Raw genomic sequence first — 17,169 nt, forward strand, 5'->3', positions numbered from 1 at the left:
TTTACGCACTTAGCGAAGGAGAGCCGTCATGGCGCATTCGCAGTTCGACCTTTTCCTCCAGGAAGCCACCCTTTTCGACAAGGCCTCAGACCAGGGTCTCGACGACGACCGCCTGTATGGGCTGTACACAAGCTGGTGTTTCATCAACCAGCTGAAACCCGGCAAAGAGTCCGTATTCTGGGCAGCCATGAAGCACCGCATCCCCGCGGGCCACAACGGCCTGCGCATGAAGGGCCCGGCCGCCGCCGACTACATCCTGACAAGCTATCCAGGGCTCGTATAGCCACCCCTGCACAGCGGAATCCGGCGTGGGCCTGGCCGGGCGTCCCGGCCAGGCCCACGCCGGTTCCTACTTGCCTCCGGGAGCAGGGTAGGCGGCGTCCACCTCCACGAGCCGGCAGCCATACGCCGGGGGCCAGAAGTGGTCAGGTGGGGATGATGCGGAAGAGGAACCGGGTCCGGACCATCACCCACAGCAGCCCAAGGACCAGCGCATAGGCTGCGGTGTTGAGCCAAATATCGCCCTGGCGCAGCGCCGGGATATTGGCGATCACCGCAATCAGTGCCACGTGGATGATGAAGACGTACAAGGTTGCCTGTCCCAACGGAATCAGGAACCAGCCCAGGGCGCGTGCCACCGGCTTCCAATAGGCCGTCAGGAACGCGTACGCGGCCACCACCAGCACCAGGACGTTAAGGAGCCGGCCGGGCGCCAGGTAGGTGCGGGCGAAGAAGAGGTCGTACATACTGCGGTACACCGTGTCCGGAATGATCGCGAGCCGGACGTCGAAGCCGTTGGCCAGGTACGGGTTGCCCCAGGACAGGAACGCAAAGGCAAAGGCAGCCGCCGTGCAGGCCGCCACTACCCAGGTGTGGCCGGTGAGCCATGAAACGATGCGGTGCCGGTGGAACCCCGCCACCAGTCCAATCACGAACAGGACCTGCCACACCAGCAGCGGGAACGAGTCCTCGAACTGTGAGGGCAGGATCCGGAACCGGGTGACGGCGCCCAGCGCGTACACGGCCAGGGTGGCGCCAAGCACCCACATGGCCTTGCCGCGGCTGAGCGCGGCAAGGATCAGCGGGCTGACGAGCAGCAGCACCACGTAGAGGCCCATGACGTTGAACTGCCAGGGACCGAACTGCAGCAGCAGGACGGCGGGCAGGACCTGCGGCGGCACGGGGAACTGGAACAACGATTCCATCCCGGCGTACAGATCATAGGTGCGGCCGGCACCGTTGTGGCCCGCGCCCCCGGTTCCCTGGTCAACGAAGGTGGTGAGGGTATCGGCCTGGAATATGGGCAGCAGGGAAATCAGGAAGACGCCGATGAGCACCACCAGCGCGGTCACGTAAAGCTTCCCCGCCCGCCGTGAGGTCAGGTCCACCACGGTCCCGAAGTCCCCCCTGACCCTCGGTCCGTAGACCATGCCCACTACCAGGCCGGAGAAGAGGACAAAAAGCTCGGCTCCGGAAACGAAGCCCACCGCTTCCTGGGTCAGCAGTTGGAACAGCGACGTCATGCCCAGGTGGTTCACCACCACAAAGACAATGGCCATGCCGCGCAGCAGGTCCACCCGGGAGTCCCTCTTTGAGGGATCCGTGTAGCCCCAGGCCGTGGCCGCGTTGACCCGCCGGGGAATTTGCCACAGTGCCACCAGGAGGATGATCAGCGCAGCGCCCACAGTCCAGGCGGTTGCCCCGGCGAGGGTGTTGGCGCGCACATATCCGCTGCCGGCGGCCATCTGGGTGACAGGGCCCGTCACAACGGCGGAAGCGTCGAGCCGGTCCCGGGCGGCCGATGCAACCGTGGGATTCCCGGTGAGCAGCCAATCAATGCTTGCCACCCCAGTGTCCCTGGTGCTGGTCCGTTCGTCCCAGACCACTGCCGCAGTCCTGGCGAATTCCGTGGACGTGGCGGCACCGAGGACCTGGTCCCACCAACCCACTTTGATGTCCACGTCGGATGAGCCGCCGGAGGCCGGGCTGTAGAACGCGGAGGTCTGGAGCAGGAACGGCTTGTTTTTCCCTGCCGCGTACGTCGAGTAGAAGTTTTCGCCGCCCGAAGCCGTGAGCATCTCCTCGAGCTCGTTCGGCTGCGACACCGTGTTGACGGGAGCCCCGCCGGCCGTGTCGTCGTGGTAGGCCGTCAGGCCCACCCAGTCGACGGCGTCGTCCCCGGGGTAGTAGGGGGCATAGGCCGCATCCGAGCCGTTCCACACACCGTCGCTATTGGTATCGAGCAGGGCGAAGCCTTCGCTTCCCGGCGCGGGGGCGTTCCGGTGGCGGTCGAACGGGTATCCCGTTCCCAGGTACGGCTCCCAGACCATCGAGGTCCGGCTCGCGTCAGCGTCCTCGAAGGCCGCGGCCACAGCCTGGAAGGCGGAGCGGTAGGCGGCCGGTTGCTGGCCCCATTCCACCCAGCTTGAATTCATGTCCGGGGCAAACCTGATCAGCACCTGGCCCTTGAAGTTCGCCGTAAGTCTGCGGACCTCGCCGGCGAACGATGCGGCAATTCCTGCCGTGACTTGGTCCAGCGGAATGCCGGGCTTCACCGTGAGCATGGCGTGGGCGCCCTGCAGCCCCGATTGCTCCAGGAAGCCCCGGATGTTCTCCTCCTCCGAGCCGCGGAAGGGAAGGGCGATATCGTGCCCGAACAGCGCGGGAGAGGCGCCCAGCCTGTCCGCAAACCCGGCGGCCGTATCCTCGCCCCATTCAAGGACTGCGCCCAGCAGCGGTTTGCTCTCATCCGGGAAAGATTCTGCGGCCCTTGCGGAGCCGGCAGGCAGCAGCACTGCGAGGACCGCGACCAGCATCACGGCCAGCAGGGCAGTACCAGTGCGGCGAAGGGACGCATGTTGCGGGCCCTGATGGAAACGGGGGTGTCTGCGGTGGGGCTGTAGAGTGGCGGCGGCTGGCGTGCTGATGAGGACCCCCAGAAAGTTTGCTCCGACTGCCGGGGCGGCGCCCCCGTAAGAACTCTATCCGGCCCGATGCTGCCGCGGGCGTCACCGTCCGTCACCGCCCTAAGGCGGCTCCCGCCGTCATACGTTCCGGGAACCACACGGCAACACACCCAAAGCCGCTTGAGGCAGCTTCCGCGCGCTTCAGTTACGGAACATGACGACGACGGCGATGCGGCCCCGTGCGGCAAGTGTTACGTTTTTGGGGAGTAATGAGTACCGGCGCCAAGCCCTGACTGGCCGGTCGGCAACCCTCCTTTCGCGGCGGGGTGCCTCAGGTGAATACTCGGCATATCGACCGATTCGAGCTGCAAGCGTGAGAGAAGGAGATCCGTCATGTCTGACGCACCTGCCCCCGAAGAAAAACTGGCCTACCGCCTTATCACGGGGCCTGATGACCGATCCTTCTGCGAGCGGATTTCGGCCGCGCTGGGCGAGGGCTATGTGCTGCACGGAAGCCCCGCCGTCACGTTCAACGGCCTCACTGCCATCGTGGCGCAGGCCGTCATCCTGCCCGCAGCGGTTGCTTCCGCCGACGCCGCGGTAGCCACCGCCGTGGACGAGCTGGGACTGGCCGGCGACGAGCTCGAATTCGCAGGAGAGGGCCACGCATGAGCTACGCAGGAGACCTCACGCCCCAGGAAGCCTGGGACAAGCTGGAGCAGGGCGACGCCATCCTGGTGGACGTCCGCACCGAGGGCGAGTGGGCGCACATCGGGATTCCGGACACCAAAGCCACGGACAATGATCCGCTGTTCATCCAGTGGACCTTCCCCGGCGGCATCCCCAACCCCGACTTCATCAAGGACCTGAGCCAGCAGGCACCCGAGGATCCCTCCACTGAGCTGCTCTTCCTGTGCCGCTCAGGCCAGCGTTCCATCGCTGCCGCCATCGCCGCCACGCAGGCCGGCTTCACCTCCTACAACGTGCTGGAAGGCTTCGAAGGTGAGCCGGACCGCTACGGCGAACGCACCGTCAACGGCTGGAAAAACCGCGGCCTGCCAACCAACCTGGGAAAGAACTAAGTGACCTTTAACGCAGACGCCGCCGGCTGGAGCCCTGAGACCCAGGCCGTCCGCGGCGGACTGGACCGCACCAACTTCCAGGAAACCAGCGAGGCCGTGTTCCTGAACTCCGGCTTCGTGTACGAATCCGCCGCTGCGGCCGAGCGGGCCTTCACCGGCGAGGACGAACGCTTCGTCTACTCACGCTACGGCAACCCCTCCGTGGCCACCTTCCAGGAGCGGCTCCGCCTCCTGGAAGGCGCCGAGGCGTGCTTTGCGACGGCGTCCGGTATGTCCGCGGTGTTCACCGCCCTGGGTGCCTTGCTGGCTGCCGGCGACCGCGTTGTTGCCGCCCGCTCGCTCTTTGGCTCCTGCTTCGTGATCCTCAACGAGATCCTGCCGCGCTGGGGCGTGGAGACCGTTTTTGTGGACGGCCCGGACCTGGACCAGTGGCGGTCTGCTTTGTCCGAGCCCACCACCGCCGTGTTCTTCGAGTCGCCATCCAACCCGATGCAGGAGATCGTGGACGTTGCGGCGGTGAGCGAACTCGCGCACGCAGCCGGCGCCACCGTGGTGGTGGACAACGTCTTTGCCACTCCCCTGCTGCAGCGCTGCGGCAAGCTGGGTGCCGACGTCATTGTCTACTCCGGCACCAAGCACATCGACGGCCAGGGCCGCGTGCTGGGAGGCGCCATCCTGGGGACCAAGGAATTCATCGACGGGCCCGTCAAGCAGCTCATGCGGCACACAGGCCCGTCGCTGTCCGCCTTCAACGCCTGGGTCCTCACCAAGGGCCTGGAGACCATGGCCCTGCGCGTCAACCACTCCTCCGCGTCCGCCCTGCGGATTGCTGAGTGGCTGGAGCAGCAGCCGGCCGTGAGCTGGGTGAAGTACCCGCTCTTGAAGTCACACCCGCAGTATGAGCTGGCGGCGAAGCAGATGAGCGCCGGCGGCACGGTGCTGACCCTGGAACTGGCCCCCTCCGGCGGCCGCTCGGGCAAGGAAGCCGCCTTCGCACTGCTGGACGCCCTGAAGATCATCGACATCTCCAACAACCTCGGTGACTCGAAATCGCTCATTACCCACCCGGCCACCACCACGCACCGTGCGATGGGGCCGGAGGGCCGGGCCGCGATTGGCTTGAGCGACGGCGTTGTACGGCTTTCTGTCGGCCTGGAGGACGTGAACGACCTGATCGGCGACCTGGAACAGGCGCTGAAGCAGATCTAGCTTTTGGGCCGGTCCAGGACGGAGAGGTGGGCGGTGACTTCGTCGCCTTCACCGATCCCGGCTTTGTCCCTGATGTCCTTCTTGACGGGGAGAAGGTACGAGCCGCTCCTGGTGTCCCGAAAGAGCGAAGTCTGCCAGGAGTGGCCGCCGACTTTTGCCGTGACTTTGATCGAGCCGAACGCCTTGCCGGCACCGGCAGTTTGAGCCCGGACATCGTCCGCGACCTCTGGCGGCAGGGTCAGGAAATGCCAGCCCGCTTCGCCCGGGTACAGCCATAATTCGGCCTTGAAGGAATACGACGCCGTCACGCGCCGAGTATGGCACGGCGCCTTTGCGGGCGCCACAGGTGAGTGCCCGGCCACGCCACTTGTGTGCTGGCATCGACGGGCTAAGCCGCTTGTAGGCGGGGCGGCTCAGTACCCTCCAATGTCAGACCCCCTTGCAGGAAGTCTTTTATGGGGAAAATCCTTCCGGGCGAGCGGATTGGTCACGAGGCGATCCTGCCTGCCAGCTCCCCGCATCCGTAACGCGCCCCTCGCAATGTCGGTGCCTCGCTGGAAGATGTGGGCATGGGCAACGACGCGGGACCGGCAACAGTGATGGAAGGCATCCAGGTCTCTACCGCGCGCCTGAACGCGCTGTTCCTCGAAGACGCCGCCCTCGAAGCCGGTGCCGGTACGGGTACTGGTGATGTTGTGGATGTGCTGCAGCGCCGGTACGAGATCCGCCTCGAACGGATGGCGGTCGCCGCCGACCGTCGGATGGAATACAGCCCCGACCGCGACGGCATGGCCTGGCTCTCCCTCTACCTCCCCGGAGACACCGCCAACGCCATCTGGAACCGCACCACCGGCCGCCACCACACAGCCGAACACCACGACCGGGAACCACCACACTGGCCACCCGGACTCCTCCCCACAAGAGGAACAACCGGACCGCTACCCGCGGGAGAATCACTCCTGCCTAAGCAACCGAAACACCCCGAGTCCCAACCCCGGACGAACCACCCGGTTCCTTGAATCCTTGAACGCGGAATCACCTCTGCACTTGCCCCGTGCAACGGATCTGCCGCCCTGGCTCCCCGGCGACCAACCGCCGGCAGCCGTTAGGACTGCCTCACCCGCAGCAGTTCCGGGGCCTCCTCGACCTTGGAAAGATCCAGCGCGCCCCGCATGGTGATGTCCACGGCATGCCTGACCACGGCGCCGAACCCAAGAAGGTCGGCAGGCTCTGTGGCCGCCAAAGCCTTGTCCCGCACACGCCGCTGTTCGGCTGCCCCTGTTCCGCGGGCAATAACGTCCTCAATACCCTGCCGGGCCAAGGCAAGTTCGCCGTTCTCCTGCAGGACCGGGGCGAGGTAGTCCACCAGCGAACGCACCACATCTGCGGCACGCGCGGGCCGGAACGTCCCAAAGTCGAGCAGTTCGCCGCCGAGTCCCGCGCTGCTTGCCTGCCAGGAAGCCATCCGCAAAAGTACGGTGGGCACCGGAGCCGGATCCACGCCGTCGCGCCACTCCCGGCTCGCAGTCTCTACGAGCGCCCGCACCAGGACGGCGATGAGCGCGGCATCCTCTGCGCGGAGGCACACGTCCGCCACCCTGACCTCAACAGTGGGGTGGTTCCGCGAGAGGCGGGCGTCGAAGTACAGCATCCCTTCATCCAGCATCACGCCGCTGTCCAGGAGCCGGGTGACCACCCGCCGATAGGCAGAGTAGTTGCCGTAGATTCCCGCAGGCCCGGCCGTCGGCCAGCGGTTCCATGCCTGCGTGCGGTAGCTCTCGAAGCCGGTCGGCATGCCGTTCCAGAACGGGGAATTGGCGCTGAGTGCCGTCAGTACCGCGAGCTTGTCGCGGATCCGGTCCAGCACCGCCACGCCCTCGTCGTGGGACTCAATGTAAGTGTGGACATGGAAGCCGCAGGTCAGCTGCTCCTGGGCAGTGAGGCCAAACCGCTCCAGCATTTTGGCGTACCGGGGATCAGGAGTGGTGTGGCTGGACAAACCAAGCGGTGAGGTGGCCAGCGCCGCCACCCGCGCGTTGTTCTTCTTGGCAGCCCTGTCCGCAAGCGCCCGCCCGGCACGGATCTGCTCCAGCAACTCTCCGTACTCCAGGCACGGCCGGGTCTGCGTCTCAATCTGCTCCAGCTTGAGTTCGGCACTCAAGCCCATCTCGTCGTCGTCGAAAACAGTTTTGTCTTCTTGTTCCAGAACGCGGGGGTCGTCCGGAGCATCATCGGCCGCCATGCGGCGCCCGGACAGGAGCGCATCGGCCAGGGCAAGCGGCTCACCGCTCTCCGGATCAACGATCAGGAGTTCTTCCTCGACGCCGAACGTACGCATACTCACATTCTGCGGCAGGGCACGGCCTTTTGCGGGCCTTCAACGCATCATGACGAAGAGTGAATGCTCAGTCCTGGAAGTACTCCACCTTGGCCCCGATGGTGTTAAGCCGCTCGGCCAGGTCCTCGTAACCGCGCTCGATGACGTAGATGTTCCGCAGCTCGGACACTCCCCGCGCCGCCAGCATGGCCAGCAGCAGGCAGGCCGCAGGGCGGAGGGCCGGCGGGCAGCCGATCTCTGCCGCGCGCCATTTGGTGGGCCCGTTGACGTAGATCCGGTGCGGGTCCAGCAGCTGCACCTGCGCGCCCAGCCGGTTCAGCTCTGTCAGGTAGATGGCCCGGTTTTCGTAGACCCAGTCGTGGATCATGGTCTGGCCCCCGGCATTCGCGGCAATCACGGCGAAGAACGGCAGGTTGTCGATGTTCAGGCCCGGGAACGGCATCGGGTGGATTTTGTCCTCGGGGGCGTGCAGCTCGGACGGCTTGGTGGTGACGTCCACAAGCCGGGTCCGGCCGTTGCGCGCCATGTACTCGCCCGAGATCTCCAGCTGCTGGCCCATTTGCTCCAGCGTGGCCAGTTCGATCTCCATAAACTCGATGGGCACGCGGCGGATGGTCACCTCGGAGTTGGTCACAATGCCTGCGGTGATCAGGCTCATGGCTTCGATGGGATCCTCGGACGGGAAATATTCGATCTCGGCATTGATCACGGTGCGGCCCGTGATCCTCAGCGTGGTGGTGCCCACGCCGTCGATGCGCACGCCCAGCATCTGCAGGTAGAAGCAGAGGTCCTGCACCATGTAGTTGGGGCTGGCGTTGCGGATCACAGTGGTTCCCTCGCGGTGCGCCGCAGCCATGATGGCGTTCTCGGTGACCGTATCGCCTCGCTCGGTCAGTACGAAGGAGCGGTCGCGGGTATCGGCAGAAGGCGCCTGCACCGTGTAGAACCCCTGGGTTGCTTCCACGCTGAGGCCGAACTGGCGCAGCGCCTGCATGTGCGGTTCCACGGTCCGGGTGCCCAGGTCGCAGCCGCCCGCGTAAGGAAGGCGGTATGCCGCTGACTCATCCAGCAGCGGCCCCAGCAGCATGATGACACTGCGGGTGCGGCGGGCGGCCTCCACGTCCATGGCCTCGAGGTCCAGGACCTCCGGGCGACGGAGCTGGAGGTCGCTGTCGTTCAGCCAGGTGCATTCGACGCCGATGCTGATGAGTACCTCGACGATGCGGTTGACTTCCTCGATGCGGGCAAGACGGCGAAGAACGGTGGTGCCCCGGTTGATGAGGCTGGCGCATAGGAGCGCGACGCCGGCATTCTTGCTGCTGTTGACATCCACGGCGCCGGACAGGGTGCGTCCGCCCTCCACGCGGAGGTGCGTCATCTGTGGCCTGCCCACATTGACGATGCTCCGGCCAAAAATGGTTTCGAGGCGCTGGATCATCTTCAGGCTCAGGTTTTGCTTTCCCTGCTCCATCCGGGCAATGGCGCTCTGGCTGGTGCCGAGCTCCGAGGCCAGCTGGCCCTGGGTCCAGCCCTTCTCGCTGCGGGCATCCCGAAGCATGGCGGCAACGTGTTCCGTGGTCTCCTGAGTCATGCCGAGAATATATCATAAATGAGCTAAGCCCCGGCGAGTAATCCGGAGCGGCGCGCTTCAGGAACAGCGTTTACCCGCTACATGCGATAGAAAGAGCGCGCTCCCATATCCTTGACCCTGCGCGCCGGGGCGGGGGAGACTGGAAGGACCTCGTTCGTCAGCGTCTACGGAGGTGGCCCGGTGCGGACAAAGCATGCCACGCGACCGTTTGCTGCATGGGCTGCCCTACTCATGGCCGCCTTGCTCCTGATTCCTGCGTGGCCAGCATCCGCAGCACCTTCAGCGGGCGAGGGGACGCAATCGCTTCTGGGCAATGACGTTTCGTGGCCCCAGTGCGGCAAGGACCTTCCCAAGGGCCAGGCGTTCGGGATCGTGGGCGTGAACAACGGCTTGGCCAACACCACCAACCCATGCCTCAGTGAACAGCTTAAGTGGGCGGCGACGTCCTCCGGCGGCACCCCGCAGCCGAAGGTCTCGCTGTACGTGAACACCGCCAACCCGGGCAGCGCCGGCTCGTGGTGGCCCGACAGTGACGAGTATCCCATCGGCACGCGTGTCCAAAACCCGTACGGGCCGTGCAAGGCCAAGGACTACGGCAAGGCCTGCGCCTACATGTACGGCTACGCCAAAGCCTGGGACGACGCCTACATCCGCGGGATCAGCAACCCCGCGGACTACATCTGGTGGCTGGATGTTGAAACCGGGAACAGCTGGTCCTCGACGGACAAGGATGCCAACCGCGCAGTCCTGGAGGGCATGACGGCGTTCTTCCGCAGCATCAACGCCAAGGATGTTGGGATTTATTCGACCGGATCCCAATGGAGCCAGATCGTGGGAACCGTGAGCAGCTCGAGCAATCTGTACTCACTGCCCAGCTGGCTGGCGGGGGCGCGCACCGTGACCGGCGCCAAGGGAAACTGCGCCAACCCGCCGCTGACCGCCGGGGGTGAAGTGGCGCTCACCCAGTTCGTGTCGCGGGGGTTCGACTACAACTACTCCTGCGAACTGAACTCCTAGGCTTCGCCCGCGGGCGGAAAGGCCCATGCTCCGAGCCACGGGCAACAAGACCCAGGCAGCCACCAGGACCAAGCCAGGCCAGCCGCGGTCAACTCCCCAGCCACACCATGTTCCAGGTTCCGGCCCACAGGGCGGCCGCAAACGCAGCACCGGCCATCACCACTCCGCCGCCCAGCACCCACACATCAAGGCTGCTGTACGTCGACTCGCGGGCCCAGGTCCGGGTTCCGTCGCCGAAACCGCGCGCTTCCATGGTGACCGCCAGCCGGGACGCCCGCCGGATCGCCTGGACCAGGAGTCCGAAGCTCTGTCCCAGCGTCGCCTTCACCCGCTGCAGCGCTGACCCCCGCGAGCCAACACCGCGGGCGCGGCGGGCCATGCCGATGGTCTGCCACTCCTCAGCCAGCAGTCCCACCAGGCGCATCGCCGCCAAGGTCCCCAGAACAAACCGGTGCGGCAGCCGGGCCTTCTGCGCCAGCGCGTCGGCCAGGTCAGTAGGATCGGTGCAGCTCATCAGCAGCACCGCCGGCAGCGCAATCGCCAGCCCACGCAGCATGAACCCTGCCCCCAGCTCCAGTGAGCCTTCGCTCATGGTCCAGAGGCCGACGTCGATCAGCGTCTTTCCGCTGTCCGGCGCCAGGATGGAGGTGCTCCAGCCGCCCACGGTCGCGGCGAGGATCAGCGGCCAGCCGCGCTGCCATAACAGCGTCAGCGTGAGGCCCGCCAGCGGGAACAGCAGGAGTTCAAGGATGAGCGCCACCGAGGCGGAAACCCAGTCGATGGACAGTGCCAGCACCGCGGTCACCAGGAACACCGCGGCGAGCTTGCTCAGCGGGTTGGCCCGGGTCAGCAGGGCACGGTTTCCCTGGAGATTCAGTTCCTGTCTCATGGCGCCACGGCCGGCGCTGCGGCCATCCGCAGTTCCGTCCCGCCCAGGGCAGCTGTGAACTCGGCGTCGTGGGTCACAGAGACCACTGCCGTGCCGGCATCCAGGAGCTCGGACAGGAACGAGGCCAGCTCGGCCCACGTGTTGGCGTCCTGGCCAAAGGTGGGTTCGTCCAGGACCAGGACCTGGGGGTGCGCCGCCAGGACCGTCGCCACCGAGAGCCGCCGTTTCTCGCCGCCGGAGAGCGTATACGGGTTGGCATCCACGAGGTCCGTCAGCCGCAACCGCTCCAGCAGCTCATCCACCCGCTCCGTCCCGTGGCCAAGATGCCGGGGGCCAAACAGGAGTTCGTCCAGCACTTTCCCGGTAACGAACTGGTGCTCGGGCTCCTGGAAAACGGTACCCACACGCTCGATCAGCTGCTCCGCCTTCCATTGGTACGGGTCGATTCCCGCACCCCTGCTCAGGGCCACGGTGGCCGAAACCTTGCCGGCCACAGGCCCCAAAAGCCCGGCAAGCGTCAAGGCAAAAGTGGATTTTCCGGCGCCGTTGGGTCCCGTGACGGCCAACGCCTGCCCGGCACGGACCTGCGCGGAGATACCCTGCTGCACCGGCTCGGCCGGCACCTTCCGGAATCCCTTGCGGCGCGCCCGCTCACGCGAAACCGCCAGTTCCTCGGCGGCAAGCAGGAGACCGCCCGTCCCGGCAGCCGGATTCGACGAACGCTGTCTCGTGTCCGGAACATAGCCGGGCACCCATACGCCGGCAGCGGTCAGCATGCTCCGGGCCTCGCTGAGCACCCGGTCCGGCGGCCCGTCCAGGAGCACGGCGGAATCGGTGGACGATCCCGGCTGCAGCACCACAATCCGGTCCACCAGGTCCTTCCATACGTCCACCCGGTGCTCCACCACCACCAGGGTGGCCCCGGTCTTGTCCAGGCACCGCGCCACGGCGTCGCGGACCTCCAAAACCCCGGCTGGGTCCAGGTTGGCGGTGGGCTCGTCGAGGAGGATCAGCCCGGGCCGCATGGCAAGGATGCCCGCGAGCGCGAGCCGCTGTTTCTGGCCGCCGGACAGGGCCGACGTCGGGTGGTCCAGCGGCAGGTGGGAGAGGCCGACGTCGGCCAGCGCCTCGTGCACGCGCGTCCAGATGTCATCGCGTGGCACGGCGAGGTTCTCGGCACCGAAGGCGACGTCGTCACCCACCCGGGACAGAACCACTTGGGTCTCCGGATCCTGCTGCATCAGGCCGGCGCGGCCGCGCTGCTCCCGGGGGTAGCCGCCGTCAACCAGCAGCGAACCGGACTCGTCGGAATCGCCAGCCTCGCCGTCGTCATCGTTGGCATCGCCAAGCACCCCCGCCAAAGCATGGAGGAGGGTGGACTTGCCCGCTCCGGACGGGCCCAGGAGGAGCACCCGCTCGCCGGGCTGGATGTCCAGGTCGAGGGCACGCACGGCAGCCTTGGCGCGTCCCGCATGCCGCCAGCCCCACCCGCGGGCGCTGATGGCAGCCGGACGCGCCGCCAATGACGCGCCGTGTTGCGAAGTGGCGGTCATCAGGAGAAAACGGGCTCCGTTGCTGCCTTGCGGGAGGCGAAGGAGCTCAGGACGCCGGTCTTCGCCAGGCCGCGCGTGGCGATCCAGGACAGGGCGCCGGCGATGATGGCGCCCGAAACGGCGGTAAAGATGATGTAGGCGAGCTTGTCCCCGCCCGAGTAGGCGATGTTCCAGCCCCAGGGAGCGAAGGAATCGTTCAGGCCGCAGAACAGGCCAGCGCCGGCGCCGGCGAGCAGGGATACGGGCAGGTTGAACTTGCGGTACACGAAGATGGCGAAGATGATCTCTGCGCCCAGGCCCTGGACAAAACCGGAGAAGAGCACGGAAGCGCCGTACTGAGATCCCATCAGCAGCTCACCGGTGGCGGCGACGGTCTCGCAAAACAGGGCGGCGCCCGGCTTGCGGATGATGAGCATGCCCAGCACCGCCGGAATCATCCAGCCGCCTGCGATCAGGCCGGTCAGCGGCGGGTAGACGGCGTTCATGGGGGCCGAAACGGCGGCGGCCCCCTGGGACCATGCCCAGAAGATGACGCCGCCGGCGATGGCGATCAGTGCCGCCACCACGATGTCCACGACGCGCCAGGACTTGCCGGTGGTCTTCTTTACTGCTGTTGTTGCCATGCGATCCTCCTGAGGAACAGGAGGGGAAAGCGCGGCATCGGCACAATGCCGGTGCCGGACTTCGAGAACTCGACTCCCTTGCGCCGGTACTAACCGGATCAGGTTCGAGGGTCTGCGGCTGTCCGCACTCTCAGCGCCCACCTGCGGATCCTGGCATAACCAGAGACTCCCGACGGCGGCGCTCCCCTGTCGTTGAATGATTCTGTGGGTTGATAATAAGCCCTGCTGGGCGTGGTCCAGTTTACACCGGCGGAGGGGTAGATTGTGGGCCATGACTGCCAACTCACCGGATATGACCGAGTTCGATCCCGACTCCGATGCCACCCAGCCGGAGGGCTCGCTGGAAGGCTTCATCGCACGGATCGAGGGTGAAATCCGCGAGCTCCAGTTCCCCCGGTTCTCCATGGACGATGCACTGAACCTGGGTCTGCTGCTGGTGGAACTGGGCAAGGAGGACCAGCTCCCCATCGCCATCGACATCACCAAGGGCGAACAGGTGCTCTTCCACGTCGCCCTGCCTGGCGCCACCCCGGACAACGAACACTGGATCCGGGCCAAACAGCGCACCGCCGCCCGGTACGAGGTGCCGTCCCTGCTGGTGGGACTGCGCGGACGGCTGGGCGGCGGCCGGATCGAGGACCACGCCTGGTTTGACCAGGCCCGCTACGCGGCCCACGGCGGGTCATTTCCGGTCTACGTCGCAGGGGTAGGTGCCGTGGCAACCGTGACTGTTTCCGGGCTCCCCCAGGCGGCGGACCACAACATGGTGGTGCGGGCCCTGCGCGAGGTCCTGGGTTCGATGCGTGCAGACTGACACGTCATAGCCGGGAGCAGTGCGCCACGACTGATCCCGCCGGGGAAACCAGGTGCGGGCAGGGCAAGGGAGCCGGCCCCTGATCCCCAGCTCTTCGCAGGTCCGGGTAGGAAGCGTGCTTAGCTTTTATTAGTAATCATGCTTACTATGTTGTTCCCGGCTTTTGAGGAGACAGGTTATGGCGGTCAGCACCCGCGCCACCGATGCGAGGACGGGCCTTCAGAAGGCCACCCTCGGCACAGGCGCAGTCTTCCTGCTGTTGGGGATTTTGGGATTCATTCCGGGCATCACTGCCAACTACGATTCCCTCCGCGTTGCCGGCCCTGGATCTGAAGCCGAGCTCTTCGGCGTTTTCCAGGTGTCCATATTGCATAACGCAGTCCACGCGCTGTTCGGAGCAGCCGGCCTGGTGATGGCCAGGACGCACCGGCAGGGGCGGAACTTCCTCATCTACGGTGGCGTCGCCTATCTCTTCCTGTGGCTCTACGGCCTGTTGGTGGGCGACGACCTGCCGGCGAACTTCCTTCCCGAGAACAATGCGGACAACTGGCTGCACCTGGCGTTGGGCCTGGCGATGATCGCCCTGGCCGTCCTGCTGTCACCAAAGACCGTTCCTGCCACAGAGACTGTCCCCGGCAGTCCCACCGGGGACCCGGGGAGTGTCCCGGACCACCAGCACAACAAGACCTGACCCTCCACCGAAACCCGCTGTCGAAGACGCTGCAACGCCGCCCAAAGGAGCATCATGAAGTTCCCGGAACCTCGAGGTCCCATTACCAGCACCCTCTTTCGGGCACTCGCCTGCACGCCCGGCAGCGACGAGGGTTCCGCCGCCGTCGACGAACTGCGCCTGCTGGCCGCGCGCCACCTGACGGCGTCCGCTGACATCATCGGCGACGACGACGTCCAGCTGGCCCTCTTCTGCCTCTATGAGCTGCACTACTCCGGGCTGGAAGGCATCAATGATGAGTGGGAGTGGGAACCCGGACTGATCCAGGTCCGCCGCCTGATCGAACGGCCGTTTGAAGCCGCGCTCCGCGCTGCCGCCGCCTCCGCCTCCGCCTCCGCCGCTGAGAGTGTGACCCTGCCGCCAGCTGGGGAGCTGACCAGCGACGCCGTGGCGGACATCCTCTTCGGCCTTGCCGCCAGCGACACCGGGCCCAGCGTCTCCCGCTTCGTGGCCAAGAAGGCGACGCTGGACCAGGTCAAGGAGTTCCTGATCCACAAGTCCATCTACCAGCTCAAGGAAGCGGACCCGCACACCTGGGCCATCCCCCGCCTCACCGGCAGGCCCAAGGCAGCCCTTGTGGAAATCCAGGCCGACGAGTACGGCGGCGGACGCCCCGAACGGATGCACAGCGCACTGTTTGCCCGCACCATGCGGGGCTTGGGCATGGAGGACCGGTACGGCGCCTACGTCGACGCTGTTCCTGCCGTCTCCCTGGCCGCGGTGAACATGATGTCCCTGTTCGGGTTGAACCGCCGACTCCGCGGGGCCATCACCGGGCACCTCGCCATTTACGAGATGACCTCCTCACAGCCGAACCGGCTGTATGGGAACGGCTTCCGGCGGCACGGCTTCGACGCGGACGTAACCCACTACTTCGACGAGCACGTGGAAGCCGACGCCGTCCATGAGCAGATCGCCGGGCGCGACCTCGCAGGCGGCCTGGTGGAAGCTGAACCCGGGCTGCTGACTGATGTCCTGTTCGGGGCGGCGGCGGCCATGGCCATCGATGGCAGGCTTTCCGCGCATCTCCTGGCCAGCTGGGAAAACGGAATGACCTCACTGAGGGCGGCCGTACCGGCAGCAGCATGAGCACCCCGTCCGTGGGGCCGTCCGCGGAATACATCCTGCCACTGCGCTGGACGGAAGAGTCCGAACGGGATCCGGAGCTGCAGGACCTGGCCGCCTACCTCGGGCGGCTTCTTGAGTGGATTTCCGTCACCGTGGTGGACGGCTCCGCCCCTGGGCTGTTCGAGCGGCACCGGGCCGCCTTTCCGCCCGACGTGCGCCACATCTGTCCCGAGCCCGCCAGCGGCTCCGCCCGTAACGGCAGCAGCACGGCCGGTAACGGCAAGGTGGCCGGCGTTATGACCGGCGTCCGCGCCTCCTCGGCGGAACTGTTGGTGATAGCCGACGACGACGTTCGCTACACGCGCGAGTCGCTCGCCACCGTCGTCCATCACCTCAGCTCGGCGGACATTGTGCGGCCGCAGAACTACTTTGATCCGCTGCCCTGGCATGCCTGCTGGGATACGGCGCGGAGCCTGATTAACCGCGCGTGGTCTGCGGACTACCCCGGCACCGTGGCCGTTCGAAGGAGCGCGCTGATGGCCACCGGCGGCTACGATCCGGTGCTCTTCGAGAACCTTGAACTGATCCGCACCGTCCAAGCGGCGGGCGGCCGGGAAAAAATCGTGCCTGACCTGCTGGTGGCACGCACGCCGCCGAAGTTCCGGCACTTCCTCAAGCAGCGCACGCGCCAGGCTTACGATGACTTCGCCCAGCCGCGGCGCCTCTGTGTAGAACTTGCCCTGCTCCCGGTGACCGTCTGCGCTGCCCGGCTTCCCGCCGGGCGACGTGGGGCCGCGCTCCTGGCGCTGGCGGCGGCACCGGTCCTCATCGCGGAGACGGGTCGACGGAGGCACTCCGGGACCGAGGTCTTCCCCTTCCGGGCCACCCTGTACGCCCCGTTGTGGATCCTGGAGCGTGCCGTATGCATCTGGCTTGCCCTGGGGTTCCGGCTTACCGGCGGTGTGCCGTACGCCGGGACACGGCTTAAGACCGCCGCCCACTCGGAGGCCGGGCTTCGGCGCCGGCACCAAGGCAAGCTCGGGAAACACCAACAGCAGTTGAAAACCGACCACGCACCCAAGGAGCAACCATGAACCAGGAACCCGCCGAAAGCTCGATCGTGGTGTGCCCCGACGGCCCGCTGATTGTCCGGGGCGATTTCGAGATCGTCACTCCGTCCGGGGACCCGGTCCCCCGGCAGCGCCAGACCGTGGCGCTCTGCCGGTGCGGCGCGTCCGCGATCAAGCCCTACTGCGACGGAACCCACAAGATGATCAAGTTCAGGACGGAACCGCCTGCCGGCTGACGCGGCCGCACTCCCTGCTGTTCCTGTGCCGGTGCCGGAGAAT

17 protein-coding genes, 1 pseudogene and 2 riboswitches are annotated in these 17,169 nt (G+C 66.3%); of the genes and pseudogenes, 11 read left to right on the forward strand and 7 right to left on the reverse strand.

Annotated elements, in window-relative coordinates; genetic code table 11:
• Positions 1 to 28: 28 nt before the first annotated feature.
• Positions 29 to 283 (forward strand): hypothetical protein, encoded by a 255-nt coding sequence (locus BACI348_RS20115; protein ID WP_159829522.1) that lies wholly within the window; start codon positions 29 to 31, stop codon positions 281 to 283.
• Between the two features lie 142 nt (positions 284 to 425).
• Here BACI348_RS20115 and opgC read toward each other — a convergent pair whose 3' ends face one another.
• Positions 426 to 2,816 carry an OpgC domain-containing protein gene (gene opgC, locus BACI348_RS20120; protein WP_159830375.1) on the reverse strand — a complete coding sequence of 797 codons (2,391 nt, stop codon included), beginning with the start codon at positions 2,814 to 2,816 and terminating at the stop codon, positions 426 to 428.
• Between the two features lie 355 nt (positions 2,817 to 3,171).
• Positions 3,172 to 3,286: riboswitch (SAM riboswitch) on the forward strand.
• A gap of 13 nt (positions 3,287 to 3,299) precedes the next feature.
• Between opgC and BACI348_RS20125 the strand changes: the two genes are divergently transcribed.
• The 3 genes from BACI348_RS20125 to BACI348_RS20135 are packed head-to-tail and all read left to right on the forward strand — an operon-like array spanning position 3,300 to position 5,197.
• Positions 3,300 to 3,578: a DUF1737 domain-containing protein gene (locus tag BACI348_RS20125; protein ID WP_159829524.1), complete on the forward strand. Its 279-nt coding sequence runs from the start codon at positions 3,300 to 3,302 to the stop codon at positions 3,576 to 3,578.
• A complete protein-coding gene (locus tag BACI348_RS20130) occupies positions 3,575 to 3,988 on the forward strand; it encodes a rhodanese-like domain-containing protein (protein WP_159829526.1) in 414 nt (137 codons plus the stop codon). The genes BACI348_RS20125 and BACI348_RS20130 overlap by 4 nt, the downstream gene beginning before the upstream one ends.
• Positions 3,989 to 5,197, forward strand: a complete 1,209-nt coding sequence (locus tag BACI348_RS20135; protein ID WP_159829528.1) for an O-succinylhomoserine sulfhydrylase — start codon at positions 3,989 to 3,991, stop codon at positions 5,195 to 5,197. It begins immediately after the preceding gene.
• On the opposite strand, the gene BACI348_RS20140 is transcribed toward BACI348_RS20135, so the two are convergent.
• The gene (locus tag BACI348_RS20140; protein ID WP_159829530.1) at positions 5,194 to 5,505 is read right to left on the reverse strand and encodes a DUF1905 domain-containing protein; all 312 of its coding nucleotides are present in this window, start codon (positions 5,503 to 5,505) and stop codon (positions 5,194 to 5,196) included. The two genes, BACI348_RS20135 and BACI348_RS20140, sit on opposite strands and share 4 nt — an antisense overlap.
• 261 nt (positions 5,506 to 5,766) lie before the next feature.
• On the opposite strand from BACI348_RS20140, the pseudogene BACI348_RS20145 reads away from it, so the two are divergent.
• Positions 5,767 to 6,048, forward strand: a pseudogene (locus BACI348_RS20145) (hypothetical protein); the annotation flags it as partial.
• 254 nt (positions 6,049 to 6,302) lie between these two features.
• Here BACI348_RS20145 and BACI348_RS20150 read toward each other — a convergent pair.
• Together BACI348_RS20150 and BACI348_RS20155 are read right to left on the reverse strand one after the other, a co-directional pair.
• On the reverse strand, positions 6,303 to 7,535 hold the full coding sequence (locus BACI348_RS20150; RefSeq protein ID WP_159829532.1) for a glutamate--cysteine ligase 2: 1,233 nt from the start codon (positions 7,533 to 7,535) through the stop codon (positions 6,303 to 6,305).
• Between the two features lie 67 nt (positions 7,536 to 7,602).
• Positions 7,603 to 9,126: a UDP-N-acetylglucosamine 1-carboxyvinyltransferase gene (locus BACI348_RS20155; protein ID WP_159829534.1), complete on the reverse strand. Its 1,524-nt coding sequence runs from the start codon at positions 9,124 to 9,126 to the stop codon at positions 7,603 to 7,605.
• A gap of 231 nt (positions 9,127 to 9,357) precedes the next feature.
• On the opposite strand from BACI348_RS20155, the gene BACI348_RS20160 reads away from it, so the two are divergent.
• A complete protein-coding gene (locus BACI348_RS20160; RefSeq protein WP_236557658.1) occupies positions 9,358 to 10,143 on the forward strand; it encodes a glycoside hydrolase family 25 domain-containing protein in 786 nt (261 codons plus the stop codon).
• Positions 10,144 to 10,231: 88 nt separating this feature from the next.
• Here the strand turns inward: BACI348_RS20160 and BACI348_RS20165 are convergent, their stop codons facing one another.
• From BACI348_RS20165 to BACI348_RS20175, 3 genes are read right to left on the reverse strand one after another with little or no spacing between them, the layout of a single operon-like run.
• A complete protein-coding gene (locus tag BACI348_RS20165) occupies positions 10,232 to 11,032 on the reverse strand; it encodes an energy-coupling factor transporter transmembrane component T family protein (protein WP_159829538.1) in 801 nt (266 codons plus the stop codon).
• The gene (locus tag BACI348_RS20170) at positions 11,029 to 12,585 is read right to left on the reverse strand and encodes an ABC transporter ATP-binding protein (protein WP_159829540.1); all 1,557 of its coding nucleotides are present in this window, start codon (positions 12,583 to 12,585) and stop codon (positions 11,029 to 11,031) included. Before BACI348_RS20170 ends, BACI348_RS20165 begins: the two co-directional genes overlap by 4 nt.
• Positions 12,585 to 13,208 carry an ECF transporter S component gene (locus tag BACI348_RS20175; RefSeq protein WP_159829542.1) on the reverse strand — a complete coding sequence of 208 codons (624 nt, stop codon included), beginning with the start codon at positions 13,206 to 13,208 and terminating at the stop codon, positions 12,585 to 12,587. The genes BACI348_RS20170 and BACI348_RS20175 overlap by 1 nt, the downstream gene beginning before the upstream one ends.
• Positions 13,209 to 13,265: 57 nt before the next feature.
• Positions 13,266 to 13,406: riboswitch (TPP riboswitch) on the reverse strand.
• 73 nt (positions 13,407 to 13,479) lie between these two features.
• Between BACI348_RS20175 and BACI348_RS20180 the strand changes: the two genes are divergently transcribed.
• The 5 genes from BACI348_RS20180 (at position 13,480) to BACI348_RS20200 (ending at position 17,126) form a co-directional block, all read left to right on the forward strand.
• Positions 13,480 to 14,022, forward strand: a complete 543-nt coding sequence (locus BACI348_RS20180) for a heme-degrading domain-containing protein (RefSeq protein ID WP_159829544.1) — start codon at positions 13,480 to 13,482, stop codon at positions 14,020 to 14,022.
• 178 nt (positions 14,023 to 14,200) lie between these two features.
• A complete protein-coding gene (locus tag BACI348_RS20185; protein WP_159829546.1) occupies positions 14,201 to 14,713 on the forward strand; it encodes a DUF4383 domain-containing protein in 513 nt (170 codons plus the stop codon).
• 54 nt (positions 14,714 to 14,767) lie between these two features.
• Positions 14,768 to 15,841 carry an iron-containing redox enzyme family protein gene (locus BACI348_RS20190; RefSeq protein ID WP_159829548.1) on the forward strand — a complete coding sequence of 358 codons (1,074 nt, stop codon included), beginning with the start codon at positions 14,768 to 14,770 and terminating at the stop codon, positions 15,839 to 15,841.
• The gene (locus BACI348_RS20195; protein WP_201298467.1) at positions 15,838 to 16,914 is read left to right on the forward strand and encodes a glycosyltransferase family 2 protein; all 1,077 of its coding nucleotides are present in this window, start codon (positions 15,838 to 15,840) and stop codon (positions 16,912 to 16,914) included. The genes BACI348_RS20190 and BACI348_RS20195 overlap by 4 nt, the downstream gene beginning before the upstream one ends.
• Positions 16,911 to 17,126, forward strand: coding sequence for a CDGSH iron-sulfur domain-containing protein (locus BACI348_RS20200; RefSeq protein WP_159829550.1), 216 nt, complete (start codon positions 16,911 to 16,913; stop codon positions 17,124 to 17,126). The genes BACI348_RS20195 and BACI348_RS20200 overlap by 4 nt, the downstream gene beginning before the upstream one ends.
• The last annotated feature ends 43 nt before the right edge of the window (positions 17,127 to 17,169 follow it).

This window comes from Arthrobacter sp. 9AX (assembly GCF_902506095.1).
GTDB lineage: Bacteria > Actinomycetota > Actinomycetes > Actinomycetales > Micrococcaceae > Arthrobacter.